General features: G+C 70.6%; 11 protein-coding genes. 6 read left to right on the forward strand and 5 right to left on the reverse strand.

Annotated features, from left to right (window positions below):
* Positions 1-1,332 carry a TetR/AcrR family transcriptional regulator gene (locus NCG93_RS00065; RefSeq protein ID WP_308212065.1) on the reverse strand — a complete coding sequence of 444 codons (1,332 nt, stop codon included), beginning with the start codon at positions 1,330-1,332 and terminating at the stop codon, positions 1-3.
* 164 nt (positions 1,333-1,496) lie between these two features.
* Between NCG93_RS00065 and NCG93_RS00070 the strand changes: the two genes are divergently transcribed.
* Positions 1,497-2,801, forward strand: coding sequence for an MFS transporter (locus tag NCG93_RS00070; RefSeq protein ID WP_194412014.1), 1,305 nt, complete (start codon positions 1,497-1,499; stop codon positions 2,799-2,801).
* A gap of 11 nt (positions 2,802-2,812) precedes the next feature.
* Positions 2,813-4,669: a glycoside hydrolase family 3 protein gene (locus NCG93_RS00075; protein ID WP_194413671.1), complete on the forward strand. Its 1,857-nt coding sequence runs from the start codon at positions 2,813-2,815 to the stop codon at positions 4,667-4,669.
* A 176-nt stretch (positions 4,670-4,845) separates the two neighbouring features.
* Here the strand turns inward: NCG93_RS00075 and NCG93_RS00080 are convergent, their stop codons facing one another.
* Positions 4,846-5,307, reverse strand: a complete 462-nt coding sequence (locus NCG93_RS00080) for a GNAT family N-acetyltransferase (protein ID WP_194412013.1) — start codon at positions 5,305-5,307, stop codon at positions 4,846-4,848.
* Positions 5,308-5,538: 231 nt separating this feature from the next.
* Here NCG93_RS00080 and NCG93_RS00085 point away from each other — a divergent pair, with 231 nt between their 5' ends.
* Positions 5,539-7,365: a formate--tetrahydrofolate ligase gene (locus tag NCG93_RS00085; RefSeq protein WP_252787387.1), complete on the forward strand. Its 1,827-nt coding sequence runs from the start codon at positions 5,539-5,541 to the stop codon at positions 7,363-7,365.
* Positions 7,366-7,613: 248 nt separating this feature from the next.
* Here the strand turns inward: NCG93_RS00085 and NCG93_RS00090 are convergent, their stop codons facing one another.
* Positions 7,614-8,885, reverse strand: coding sequence for a GNAT family N-acetyltransferase (locus tag NCG93_RS00090; protein WP_194412012.1), 1,272 nt, complete (start codon positions 8,883-8,885; stop codon positions 7,614-7,616).
* A 78-nt stretch (positions 8,886-8,963) separates the two neighbouring features.
* Positions 8,964-9,323 carry a VOC family protein gene (locus NCG93_RS00095; protein ID WP_194412011.1) on the reverse strand — a complete coding sequence of 120 codons (360 nt, stop codon included), beginning with the start codon at positions 9,321-9,323 and terminating at the stop codon, positions 8,964-8,966.
* Between the two features lie 194 nt (positions 9,324-9,517).
* Here NCG93_RS00095 and NCG93_RS00100 point away from each other — a divergent pair, with 194 nt between their 5' ends.
* Positions 9,518-11,623: an acyl-CoA dehydrogenase family protein gene (locus NCG93_RS00100; protein ID WP_194412010.1), complete on the forward strand. Its 2,106-nt coding sequence runs from the start codon at positions 9,518-9,520 to the stop codon at positions 11,621-11,623.
* Positions 11,624-11,849: 226 nt separating this feature from the next.
* On the opposite strand, the gene NCG93_RS00105 is transcribed toward NCG93_RS00100, so the two are convergent.
* Entirely contained in the window at positions 11,850-12,254 is a 405-nt protein-coding gene (locus NCG93_RS00105) for a glucose-6-phosphate dehydrogenase (protein ID WP_194412009.1), read from the reverse strand.
* 172 nt (positions 12,255-12,426) lie between these two features.
* Here NCG93_RS00105 and NCG93_RS00110 point away from each other — a divergent pair, with 172 nt between their 5' ends.
* The gene (locus tag NCG93_RS00110; protein WP_194413670.1) at positions 12,427-12,996 is read left to right on the forward strand and encodes a DNA-3-methyladenine glycosylase I; all 570 of its coding nucleotides are present in this window, start codon (positions 12,427-12,429) and stop codon (positions 12,994-12,996) included.
* 39 nt (positions 12,997-13,035) lie between these two features.
* Positions 13,036-13,644 (forward strand): TetR/AcrR family transcriptional regulator, encoded by a 609-nt coding sequence (locus tag NCG93_RS00115; RefSeq protein WP_194412008.1) that lies wholly within the window; start codon positions 13,036-13,038, stop codon positions 13,642-13,644.
* The last annotated feature ends 1 nt before the right edge of the window (position 13,645 follow it).

The raw sequence follows: 13,645 nt of genomic DNA on the forward strand, positions 1-13,645 counted from the left end.
TCAGGCCGTCGGCAGCACGTCGTCGAGGTGGGCGGTGAGTTCGGCCGCGACATCCACCGCGTCGCGGTCGTACAGCCACTGGTACTGCAGGCCGTCCCACAACGCGACGAGCCAGACGGCCTCGCGCTCGGGGTCGCGGTGGGCGGGAAGGTCGCCGTCGGCCTGCGCCGCGTGGAACAGCGCCGCGAAGTGGTCGATCGTCTGGGTGTAGCGGTGCGCGAAGTACGCGTGCGCGGGGTGATCTGCCGGCACGGCCTCGCAGGACAGCACGGCGTACACCTCGATGAGACCCGGCGCGTCCGTGGCGTTCTCGGCGGCGCCCCGGGGGAGAGCTCGCAGCTCGTCGGCCGCGCGGTTGCCGGGCACGAACGACGCGCGGTCCTGGATGCCGCGGTCACGCTCGGCGAGCACGGCACGCAGCAGCTGCTCCTTCGAGGCGTAGTGGTGCAGCAGCGTCGACTTCGACACCCCGACCCGCTCGGCGATATCGCGCAGGCTGGTGTCGCCGTACCCCTCCTCGGCGAACAGCGCCGTCGCGTCGGCGACGATTCGCGCCCGCCGTTCGCGCCCGACGCGGTATCCCGCGACATCCGCGCCCGTCTCGGGCCCGAGTGCCCACACGTCGCCGGAGAAGTCCGGCAGCGGAGGCACGGGGGCGGCGACCGGGCGCGGCGGCGCCTCCGACGGCTCGCGCCATCCCACCGGCAGGGCGAGCGTGCTCTCGTGCTGCTCGAGCATCCCCACCAGGTCGACGCGATCGGGCAGGTACTGCTCGAGCACCTGCAGGCCGTCCCATGCCGCCGAGACGCGGATCGCCTCGCCCCGCGGATCACGGTCTGGAGCGACCGTGTCGTGCAGGATGCCCTCCTCCATCGCTGCCTCCGACACCTCGCGGAGATCGGCATAGCGCGCGCGCATGCGCTCGTGCGCGGGATGACGTCGGGTGGATGCCTCGCCGGTGAGCGCGGCGAACAGCGGGAGGTAGCCGGGGATCGTGGCATTGCGCTGGGCGAGGAGCGAGTAGGCGAGGGCGCCCGGGTCTTCCGAGGCGACCTGCTGGAGGAAGAGCGCCTGGTTCTCGGCCTCGAAGGACTCGACGACCGCGGCGAGCAGCTCGTCCTTCGTAGCGAAGTGCTTGAGGAGCCCGGGGTGGCTGATGCCTGCGGCCGTCGCGACGTCGCGCAGCGATGCGGTGCGATAGCCGCGCGCGACGAATGTCTCCCGTGCGGCGTCCACGATGCGGGTGCGGGTGAGCCGGGCGCGGTCCCCCCGGTTCGTGACCGCCCCACGCGGCTGCCGTGCGGCGCCCTCGGTCGCGGTCGTCGTCGGCACGCGGCATCCTCTCGTCTCGACCATCATAGCGAAGCGGGTTTCCAATCGGTCGGCTTTGAGTTACCAAACGGTCGGGTTTCGTGTATCGTCGTCCGCGAGCGTCGTGGCCGACGCTTGCGGACGCCTGTATCCACGCGGCGTCCACCCGTGTGAAAGGACTCCCGATGACAGAGATGTCACCCGCCGCGACGGTCGCCGTCGCCGGCACGACCGGCTTCAAGGCCCCCGGCACGACGCCCGAGAAGACGCCCCGCGGCTACGCCCCCGGTCTCGCCGCCGTCAACTTCGGCGTCTACCTGGCTCTGCTGACGCCGGTGCTGGTCTCGATGGCCTTCAAGATCCAGCACATCTCGGCCACTCCCGAGCAGGCCACCGCGAACCTGGGACTCGTCTCCGGCGTCGGGGCACTGTTCGCGCTCATCGCCAATCCGCTGGCCGGGCGCCTGTCGGACCGCACGACGTCGCGCTTCGGCATGCGCCGCCCGTGGATCCTCGGCGGCGCCCTCGTCGGGGTCGGCGCCTTCCTGCTCATCGGCATCGCCGGCTCGGTGTGGGTCGTCCTCCTCGGTTGGTGCCTCGCGCAGGCGTCGCTCAACGCCGTGCTGGCCGCCGCCAACGCGACGCTGCCCGATCAGACGCCGGTCGCGAGCCGCGGCCGGGTCTCCGGGATCGTGGGCATCACGACCCCTCTCGCGATTCTGGCCGGCAGCTTCCTCATCAACTTCATCGGCGACGACGTGTTGCGGTTCCTGGTGCCGGCGCTCATCGCTCTCGTCCTCGCTGTGGTCTTCGTCGCGCTGCTGAAGGATCGCCGGCTGGATCAGAAGCCCTCGCAGCGGCTGACCGTCGGACAGTTCTTCGGCTCCTTCGTCTTCAACCCGGTCAAGCACCCCGACTTCGGCTGGACGTGGCTGACGAAGTTCATGATCATGTTCGGCTACGCGGGCATCGCGACCTTCCTGCCGTACTTCCTCACGCAGAAGTTCGACCTCGACGAGCAGACCGCGATCTCGACCATCCTGATCGCGAACATCGCGTCGACCGTCGGCATGGTCATCTCCAGCCCGCTCGGCGGGGTGCTGTCGGATCGCTTCGGCAAGCGCCGGCCCTTCGTCGCACTCGCCGGCATCATCATGGTGGTCGGCCTCGTGGTGCTCGCCTTCGCGCCGTCGGTGCCGGTGGTCATCCTCGCCCAGGGCATCATCGGCCTGGGCGCCGGCTCGTTCTTCTCGGTCGACCTGGCCCTCGCCACGCAGGTGCTGCCCAACCCGGACGACACCGCGAAAGACCTGGGCGTGCTCAACATGGCCAACGCGCTGCCGCAGTCGATCGCACCCGCGATCGCCCCGCTCGTGATCGCCATCGGCGCGGGCACCGCGATCGGCGGCTACAGCCTCTGGTACCTCGTCGGCGCCGCCGTCGCTCTCGCCGGCGCGATCCTCGTCTACCGCATCAAGGGAGTGAAGTGACTGATACAACGATGACGGATGCCGCGGCCCCGGCCGCCGCTGACCGCCCCTGGCTCGACGCGAGCCTGCCCGTCGCCGAGCGCGTCGAGCTGCTGCTCGCCGAGATGACGCTCGAGGAGAAGGCGGGCCTGCTCTTCCAGACGATGATCACCATGGGCGAGGACGGCGAGCTCGCCGAGGCCGATCCGGCGTTCGGACTCCCGTCGAACCGCGAGTACGTGGTCGAGAAGGGCATGACGCACTTCAACCTGCTCGGCGTCGCCCCCACCGCGGGTGCGATCGCACGCTGGCACAACAAGCTGCAGGAGCTCGCGGCATCCACTCGTCTCGGCATCCCCGTGACGATCTCGACCGATCCGCGTCACTCGTTCACCGAGAACCCGGGCGCGGCGATGCTCGCCGGCCCGTTCTCGCAGTGGCCCGATGCCCTCGGTCTTGCGGCCACTCGTGACGCGGCGCTCGTCGAGCGGTTCGGCGACATCGCGCGCCAGGAGTACACCGCGGTGGGCATCCGCGTCGCGCTGCACCCGCAGGTCGACCTCGCGACCGAGCCGCGCTGGGCGCGCGCCCTGCAGACCTTCGGCGAAGACGCGGAGCTCACGGGCGAACTCGGCGCCGCGTACATCCGCGGGTTCCAGAACGGCGAATCGTTCGGTCCCGGCGCGGTCTCGGCGATGGTCAAGCACTTCCCCGGCGGCGGTCCGCAGAAGGACGGCGAAGACCCGCACTTCGCCTACGGGCGCGAGCAGGTATACCCCGGTGGGCACTTCGAGCTGCACCTCAAGCCGTTCGAGGCGGCCTTCGAGGCGGGTGTGCGTCAGGTCATGCCGTACTACGGCATGCCGGTCGGCACCGAGTACGAGGAGGTCGGCTTCGGCTTCAACAAGTCGGTGCTCACCGGCCTGCTGCGCGAGCGCTACGGCTTCGACGGCATCGTGTGCACCGACTGGGGCCTCGTCAACGACGCCGCGATCTTCGGGCAGCCGTTCCCCGCCCGTGCGTGGGGCGTCGAACACCTCACGCCGGCCGAGCGGGTGCTCAAGATCCTGGATGCCGGTGCCGACCAGTTCGGTGGCGAGGCGTGCCCCGAGCTCGTGGTCGAGCTGGTGGGTTCGGGTGCCCTGACGCCGGAGCGGCTCGACGTGTCGGCGCGCCGTCTGCTGCGCGAGAAGTTCCTGCTCGGCCTCTTCGACAACCCGTTCGTCGACGCCGAGGCGGCCGACACGATCGTAGGCTCGGCGCAGTTCCGCGCCGAGGGCGACGCGGCCCAGCGTGCATCGATCACCGTGCTGTCGAACCGCGCCGTCGCACCGGACGATCGTCGACAGGCTCAGGAACCGGGAGGGGCTCAGGGGCCGGTCGCTGAGCCTGTCGAAGCGTCGGTGCTGCCGTTCGCGCGCGGCGCGAAGCTGTACCTCGAAGGCATCGCGCCGGACGTCGCCGCCGCGTACGGAGAGGTGGTGTCATCGCCCGCCGAGGCGGATGTCGCGATCCTGCGCCTGCAGGCGCCCTTCGAGCAGCGCGAGACGACGTTCGAGAACTTCTTCCACGCCGGTTCGCTCGAGTTCCCCGCCGACGTGCTCGCGCACCTCGCCGAGGTCTCGGCGGCCGTGCCGACGGTGGTCGACGTCTTCCTCGACCGCCCCGCGCTCCTGGGCCCGGTCGTCGAGACGGCGCATGCGGTGGTCGGCAACTGGGGTGCGAGCGGCGCGGCGCTGCTCGACGTGCTGAGCGGCGCGACGCCGGCGCAGGGCAGGCTGCCGTTCGACATCCCGTCGTCGATGGCTGCGGTCGAGGCCTCGCGGCCCGACGTGCCCTTCGACACCGCCGACCCGCTGTTCCGCTTCGGCCACGGCCTGTCGCTCTGAGCCCGCACTGACCCGCGGGACGGATGCCGCGCCGCGACCTCGCGGCGCGGCATCCGTTCCTCCTGCTGTGCGCTTCATGTGCTCTCGCCGAGATCACACGTCGCTCGCATCGGCATCGTGTGTGGTCGGCGAGAGCACACGACGTGGACGGAGCGTGGAGAGCGGGGTGGGGCGGCTCACAGCTCCTGGAAGAAGTAGTACGACCGCTCCTCGGTCTGCGGATCGGACCCGTGGAAGCCGTGACGCTCGTAGAAGCGCTGCGCATCGACGTCGCCCGCGTCGACGTTGATCTCGATGGCGGACACCCCGTCACGGCGGCAGTCGGCGATCAGACGCTCCACGATCGCTCCGCCGATGCCTGCCCCGCGCGCCGGCGGCGCGACGTACATCTCGTCCAGCAGTGCCACCCGGCCCGGGTACCAGACGTTGGGACGCAGCGTCACGAGACCGATTCCGACCGCGGGCTCCCCGCTCAGCAGCGCGAACGTCTGCGTCCCGGCGAGCAGGCCGCGCAAGCGCTCGGCCAGCACGACCGGACCCGGTGAGGCGGTGTCGAACTCCACGTTGAAATCGTGCAGCAGCCCTGCCACGCGCTCGGCGTCGTCGACCGTGGCCCTGCGCACCTCCGCTGTCGCCATGGCTCCACGGTAGAGAGCGTGCCGCGGCCGCGCCACCGGCAGCGCCGACCTCTCCGCAACGCGCGCCGGTTGCGCGCTTCGTGTGCACCCGCCGAGCGCACACGCCGTTGGCGCGCGTGACCTGCGCACTCGGCGAGGGCACACGAACTCGACGGCGCGGGTCGCGGCGAGCGCCCCCGCGCCCACCTAGGCTGGGCCCGATGGGCGACGGCGCCCGCACGGGGAGCGAGCGTGGCAACGAGCAACATCCAGATCGCCCAGCAAGCCGACCTCTGGCCCATCGGGCGGATCGCCGAGGACCTCGGCATTCCCGACGACGAGCTCGAGCCGTACGGCCGTTACAAGGCGAAGGTGTCGTTGCGGCACCTGCAGACCCTCCGCGACCGGCCACGCGGGCGGCTGGTGCTGATGACCGCCGTGTCGCCGACCCCGGCCGGCGAGGGGAAGACCACCACGACGGTCGGGCTCGGCGACGCGCTGCGGCGCATCGGCGAACGGTCCATGATCTGCCTGCGCGAGCCGGCGCTCGGACCGGTGTTCGGCATGAAGGGCGGCGCCGCGGGCGGCGGGTATGCGCAGGTGGTGCCCATGGAAGACATCAACCTGCACTTCACCGGCGACTTCTCCGCGATCGGCATCGCCACGAACCTGCTCGCGGCCTTGATCGACAACCATGTCCACCACGGCAACGCCCTCGGCATCGATGTGCGGCGCGTGACGTGGCGGCGCGTGCTCGACGTCAACGACCGTGCGCTGCGCGACACGGTCATCGGTCTCGGCGGGCCCGGCAACGGCTACCCGCGCGAGGGCGGCTTCGACATCGTGGTGGCCAGCGAGGTCATGGCGATCTTCTGCCTCGCGACCAGCCTCGCCGACCTCAAGGAGCGTCTCGGTGAGATCGTCGTCGCCTATACGCGCGACCGCGCGCCCGTCCGCGCCCGCGACCTGCAGGCCCACGGTGCGATGGCCGCCATCCTGCGCGACGCCCTCGCCCCCAACCTCGTGCAGACCCTGGAGCACACCCCGGCGTTCGTGCACGGCGGTCCCTTCGCGAACATCGCGCACGGCTGCAACTCATACCTGGCGACCGACTCCGCGCTGCGCATGGCCGACTACGTCGTCACCGAGGCGGGTTTCGGCGCCGACCTCGGTGCCGAGAAGTTCGTCGACATCCTCTGCCGCACGACCGGCTTGCGACCGAACGTGGCCGTCGTCGTCGCGACCGTGCGGGCGATGAAGTACCACGGCGGCGTCGAGGTGGCCGACCTGCCGCACGAGAACGTCGCGGCTCTCGAGCACGGCACGGCGAACCTGGTGCGTCATCTCACGACGATCCGCGAGACCTGGGGCATCCCGGCGGTCGTCGCGATCAACCATCGCGCGGAAGACACGGATGCCGAGATCTCGGCGCTCCTCGCCGCGTCGGAGGCCGTCGGGGTCACGGCTGTGGTCGCGAGGCACTTCGCTGAGGGCGGCGCCGGCGCGGAGGATCTCGCACGCGAGGTGGTGCGGCTCTGCGCGCGCGGTCCGGTGGCCGCCCTTCGACAAGCTCAGGGACCGGGTGTCGCTCGGGGCCTGGGTGGGGCTCAGGGACCGGGTGTGGCTCAGGGGCCGGGTGTGGAGGTTGCGGACCCTGCCGGCCCGGTCGGTGACCCTGTGGGCCCGGTCGCTGAGCCTGTCGAAGCGCTCCGCTTCACGTACCCCGACGAGGCGACGCTGTGGCAGAAGATGAGCGCCATCGCGACGCGCATCTACGGGGCGTCGGAGGTGACGGCGTCGACCGCCGTGCGTGCGCAGATCAAGCGCCTGCAGGAAGAGGGCTACGGCGGCTACCCGGTGTGCGTCGCGAAGACCCAGTACTCGTTCTCGACCGACCCGAGGCTGCGCGGCGCTCCGACCGGGCACGTCGTCGACATCCGCGAGGTGCGCCTCGCCGCCGGCGCGCGCTTCGTGGTGATGGTCTGCGGCGACATCATGACGATGCCGGGCCTGCCCGCGGTGCCCGCCGCGAACACCATCGACGTCGACGACGACGGACGCATCGTCGGGCTCTTCTGACGCAGGTGACTGATCCTCAGCTGAGGACCAGCGCCGAGCTGCAGAGCGGGCAGCGGCGCGTCGCTCCTCAGTCCGGCCAGGTTCCTCAGATGAGGAACGCGTCCCTATCCCGGCCGCGTTTCCTCAGTTGAGGATCTGTGCCGAGCTGCGGAGCGTGCGACGGCGTGTCGCTCCTCATCTCGGCTCGGTTCCTCATTTGAGGAACGCGCGAGCTGACGCCCGGCCCGCCTGGGGTGCGACGCCGGCCGTCAGGCCGGCGGGAACGTGCGCACGCGCTCGACCCGCAGCACGTGGGGGAGGGCCGCCACGTCGCGCTCGCCGTCGGCGCGGGGGAACTCGTAGACGTCGAGCATGAGCTGCGTCGGGTAGTCGATCGTCTGGCGCACGGTCTTGACCCAGCGATGGTCGATGAAGAATCGCACCTCGTCGGGCGTCCACTCGACGGCATAGTCGTGCATCGCGGTGAGGTCGCCGTCGACGCGGATCTTCTCGAAGTCCGTGCGCAGGCGCGGGTCGTGCTGGGCCTTCACGCCGACACCGACCCAGCCACCCGTGTCGTCGATCTCGGATCCGAAGATCTCGGCGATGCAGATCTCGCCGCAGTCGTCGGGCCGGTCCTCGAAGCCGATCGGCCAGAAGGCGACCATCGCGTCCGGGTGGCGCACAGCTGTCATGCGCGCCTCGATCACCCCGAATCGGGGAAGATGCAGGCGGCGCTCGGGCTGCGCCTCGCGCACGACGAGGCCGTCACGGAAGCGATGCTGCCCGGTGGGGCTGCCGAGCGGTCCGGAGAACTGGCCGGTCTGCAGGTGCGAGACGCGATTCCCCTCGTCGAACTCCGGCGACCACGGAGAGGTGTCCCTGTCGATGCGCAGCTCGAGCCCTTCCGGAGCCGCCGAGTACCGCGCCGCCGCGCGCTCCCGCGACGACCAGTGCGCCAGGTAGTAGGGCCACCACACCGTCTCGTCGAGCACGCCTTCGTCGAACCGCTCGTCGAGGTCGGGTGCGCGGGCGTCGAGGTCGAGCGGTGACATGTCGAGGACCCAGATGTTGAAGGCCAGGTCACCGCCGCGCCATGGCATGCTTCCCGACCCGCGATGCGTGAATCCCGCGGTGCGGCACAGTGCGTTCGACCCAGGGTTGGCGATGCCCGGGTACGCGACGAGCAGAGTGCGCTCGCCGCGCGCGGCCACCAGCCGGATGATCAGCCGCAGCGCCGCGCCGGCGATCCCCCGCCGCTGCCACTCGGGGAAGACGTGCCATCCCGTCTCCCACGCGGGTGTGCCGTCGTGTTCGACCTGCCAGTACCCGATGCCGCCGACGGGCGTGCCGTCGACCTCGATCCGGTACATCGCGGCTTCCCCTGCGCCAACGAGACGGAGGTAGCGCTCCTGACGCTCCTCGAGCTGCGCGGGTGTCTCAGGGCCGCCGAGGTGGGCCGTCATCTCGGGCGTGTTGGCGCGCTCCAGCAGCGGCAGGTCGGCAGGACCCCACGGTGCGAGCGTCACGGCTGCGTTCATCGCGCCCATTCTGCGCCGTCCCGCCGATACCGCACCACCCGTGCGTGCCCGCGGCAGCAGCCCCCCGGCATCCTCGGCTCAGCGGTCCGTCACGAGGAGCGTGTTGCCGTCGGGATCTGTCGCGGTGAAGAACAGACAGCGGTCGGGGTCGCCCAGCATGTCGCCGGGGTGCGCACCGAGTCGGGCGAGTCGCTCGTGCACCGACGCGAGATCGTCGACACGGAAATTGCACGTCGCCCACGGCAGGCCGGGCTCGACGCGGATGCCGCTCTTCGGGCTCATCAGCGTCACCTGGCCGTGCGACCCGGCGAGCACGCTCGAGAAGTCGGTCTCGTCGGCGATGGCGAGGCCGAAAGTGTCGGCATACCAGTGCGCCCCCGCGCGGGCGTCGCTGACAGGGATGAACGCGGTAGTGATCGCAGTCGGCGGGGGAGTCATGGCGATGAGCCTACGTCCGTCCACCGACTCGCACAGGGGGGTGATCGCGCCCGCCTGTGCGTCTCGCACAACGCGTGGACGACCCGTCTCGCACTCGCGTTGTGGGAATCCGCCAGTCGCTTTGAGCGCAGGTTGTGGGAGTCCTACCGTCGAAGTGACCTTACTTCTGTCCATCGCACCGAGAGGTGATGCATATGGCCGACGCCGCCGTCCGCACCAAGAAGCCCGCCACCAGCAAGCGCACGCCGGCCGGCGGCGCCCCGACAGCCCCGCACACGGCGGCCGAGGCATCCGAGCCGCGCATCGACATCTCCGCGGTCACCGACCTGCTCCTCGGCACCTGGGGCGACACCCGCCGTGAGGCTCGCGAGATGATCAAGGATCCCGCGTTCTGGCGGGTCGAAGGTCAGTCGGTGGCCGAGCACCGCGAGCGCGTGCTGACGCAGCTGCACCTGCTGGTCGAGCACGGCGGTTCGCAGCGCGCGATGCCGGAGCGCTACGGCGGCAAGAACGACAACGGCGCGAACCTCGCCGGCTTCCAGGAGCTCGTGCTGGCCGACCCCAGCCTGCAGATCAAGTCGGGAGTGCAGTGGGGTCTGTTCGGCTCGGCGGTGTTCCAGCTCGGCACCGAGAAGCACCACGAGGAGTGGCTGGCAGGCATCCTCGACCTGTCGATCCCCGGCGCGTTCGCGATGACCGAGACCGGCCACGGATCGGATGTCGCGGCCATCGGCACGACGGCGACCTACGACGCCGACACCGAGGAGTTCGTGATCCACACGCCGTTCCGCGGCGCATACAAGGACTACCTCGGGAATGCGGCGCTGCACGGCAAGGCGGCGACCGTGTTCGCGCAGCTCATCACGGGCGGCGTCAACTACGGCGTGCACTGCTTCTTCGTGCCGATCCGCGACGACGAGGGCAACATGATGCCCGGCATCATCAGCGAGGACGACGGCGTCAAGGGCGGCCTCAACGGCATCGACAACGGCAGGCTCGCGTTCGACCACGTGCGTGTGCCGCGCTTCAACATGCTCGACCGCTACGGCCAGGTCGCCGCGGACGGCTCGTACACGTCCGACATCCCGAGCCCTGGTCGCCGCTTCTTCACGATGCTCGGCGCACTGGTGCAGGGCCGCGTGTCGCTCGACGGAGCCGCGACCACCGGCACCGCCCTGGCGCTCCACATCGCGCTGACATACGCGAACCAGCGCCGTCAGTTCGACTCCGGCGCCGGCACCGAAGAGGTCGTGCTGCTGGACTACGGCAAGCACCAGCGGCGCCTGCTGCCGCTGCTGGCCCAGAACTACGCCCAGTTCTTCAGCCACGACGAGCTGCTGCGGAAGTTCGACGGAGTCTTCTCGGGGCGCACCGACACGTCCGACGAGCGCGAGGATCTCGAGACGCTCGCGGCGGCGCTGAAGCCGCTCAGCACGTGGAACGCTCTCAACACGATCCAGGAGGCGCGTGAGGCGTGCGGCGGCTCCGGCTTCCTCGCCGAGAACCGCCTGGTCGGCCTGCACCATGACCTCGACGTCTTCGCCACCTTCGAGGGCGACAACAACGTGCTGCTGCAGCTGGTCGGCAAGCGGCTCCTGTCGGACTACGCCAAGCAGTTCAAGGGAGCGGATGCCGCGAAGCTGGCCCGCTTCGCCGCACGGCAGACGGCCGGCAAGCTGTTCCACGGCGCGGGTCTGCGCCAGCTCGGCCAGGCCGTCGCCGACTTCGGCTCGACGGCGCGTTCGGTGGAGCTGGGCCTGCGCGAGGACCAGCAGCACGAGCTGCTCGCCGGTCGCGTGCAGCGGATGGTGGCCGATGTCGCGTCGGCGCTGCGCCCGGCATCCAAGCTGTCGCCCGCCGAGGCGGCGGCACTCTTCAACAGCCACCAGGCGGAGCTCATCGAGGCGGCTCGCGCCCACGCCGAACTCCTGCAGTGGGAGGCGTTCACCGACGGGGTGAACCGCGTCTCCGACGAGGGCACCACGCAGGTGCTCACGTGGCTGCGCGATCTGTTCGGGATGCACCTGATCGAGAAGCACCTCGCGTGGTACCTCATCAATGGGCGACTGTCGACCCAGCGCGCGGCATCCGTCTCCCGCTACATCGACCGCCTCAGCGCGCGGCTGCGCCCCCACGCGCAGGACCTCGTCGACGCCTACGGCTTCGCACCCGAGCATGTGCGGGCGCCCATCGCGTCGGGTGCCGAGCGCGCCCGCCAGGACGAGGCCCGCGAGTACTATCGCGCGCTCGCCGCGTCGGGCAACGCGCCGGTGTCGGAGAAGTCGCTCAAGAAGAAGTGACGGGACCGTCGTCGGCCGCCTAGGTCACAGAACGGCAACGATGCGTGGCAGGGGTCCGGAATCGAGGGGTTCCGGACACATCCCTCGTGAAGGTGGCTTCCGCGCCGTCCGCGCATCGGGCGTCGCGCGCCGTCGAGGATGCCTTCGCCGGCGGCCGCGCGTCGGGCACGGGTCCCCTCCTTCGAATGTCACGCGGGAGGGCGCCGGCGCGGGCGTGGAGGGTGGGTCAGGCGGCCCAGCCGCACATGCCGCACTCGCCGGTCGCCGAGATCTCGACGAAGCAGTTGGGGCACATCGCGCGCACACGGTCGGGGATGGTCGGCTTCGAGACACGGCGCTCGGCCGCGGGCCGCGACGCCGGTCGCCCCGTGGCACGAGCGGGAGCAAGGGATGCGGCAGCCGTCGGCCGCGGGATCTCCGGCCGATGCTCGGCGCAGTAGAAGCGCACGTAGCCGTCGTGGTTCTTCGGGTGCCGGTGCTTGAACGCCCAGAGCTCGGTGCGCTCCCGCGGCTCGGAGTCGGCGCCGCACGTGAAGCACCGCGTCGGCTCGCCCGGGACGATGTCGGCGACCAGCACGAGAGTGTCGAACGGGATGGCGTCCCGCCAGTCCGACGAAGCGACGATCTTCATGGCGTTTCCTCCCTGCGTGGACCGCACAGGCCCGACATTCCAAGGTAAGCGACGGAGGAGGCCCTCGGCGACCGAACGTGTGACCTCCACATGAAGGTTGAGGGACCCGTCGGGTCTGCCGGCGGCCGCGAGCCGGCAGGTCGTTGCCCGCGCATAGTCTGACCGGGTGAGCATCGACGTCCGCTTCGGAGCCGACGGCCGCGCGCGGTGCGCGTGGGTCGGCGACGACCTCGAGTACGCCCGCTACCACGACGAGGAGTGGGGCGTGCCGCTGCACGGCGATCGGGCGCTCTTCGAGAAGATGAGCCTGGAGGGCTTCCAGGCGGGCCTCTCGTGGATCACGATCCTGCGCAAGCGTCCGCGGTTCCGCGAGGTCTTCGCGGGCTTCGAGCCCGCAGCCGTGGCGGCGTTCGGCGAGGACGACATCGCGCGATTGATGACGGATGCCGGCATCATCCGCAATCGCGCGAAGATCGAGGCCACGATCTCCAACGCACGGCTCGTGCTCGACCTCGAACCGGGTGAGCTCGATTCGTTCATGTGGTCGTTCGCCCCGGCATCCCATCGTCGCCCGGCGACGTTCGCCGAGGTGCCCGCCACGACACCGGCGTCGGATGCGCTCAGCAAGGCCCTGCGCAAGCGCGGTTTCCGCTTCGTCGGGCCGACGACGATGTACGCGCTGATGCAGTCGGCCGGCATGGTCGACGACCACGTCGACGGCTGCTGGCGCGTGATGCCCTAGAAGCGGATAGCTTATCCGTTTCGGGTGTACGCTGGAGCCATGAGCCCCCGAGCCGATGCTGTTCGCAGCCGTGAGCGCATTCTCGAAGTCGCGCGCCGGCACGACGCGCGCTCACTGCGGCTCAACGACATCGCCCGGGATGCCGGCGTCGGGATCGGCACCGTCTACCGCCACTTCCCGACCGTCCGGGCGCTGATCGAGGCCCTCAGCGTCGAGACCCTCGTCCGCCTGGGTGCGGCGGCCGACCGGGCCCTCACCGAGCCCGATGCGGACGCCGCGTTCCGGGGGTTCCTCGAGGACGCGGTCGTCCTGCAGCTGCAGGACGGCGGCCTCGAGACCGTGCTCACGGACCTCGCCCTCACCGATCCCGACCTGCACGACGAGTGCTCGGTCGCGCGGGGCGAGGTCTTCGCGGGGTACGACGCGGTGCTCTCGCGCGCGCAGCGGGACGGTGTGGTGCGCGACGACCTCTCGGTCGCGCAGCTGCAGCGCCTGATCTGCGGCATCGAGCACGCCGTGCGTCTCGGCGCCCCCGCCGATCGCGACCTCCTGCTCGACATCCTGGTCTCGGGCATGCGCCCGGGAACCCTCGACTCATCGGCCGCGACGGCGGCCGCGCCGATCCGCCGCAGCGCGACCATCGGCTGAA

It is taken from the genome of Microbacterium yannicii, assembly GCF_024055635.1.
Classification (GTDB): domain Bacteria; phylum Actinomycetota; class Actinomycetes; order Actinomycetales; family Microbacteriaceae; genus Microbacterium; species Microbacterium yannicii.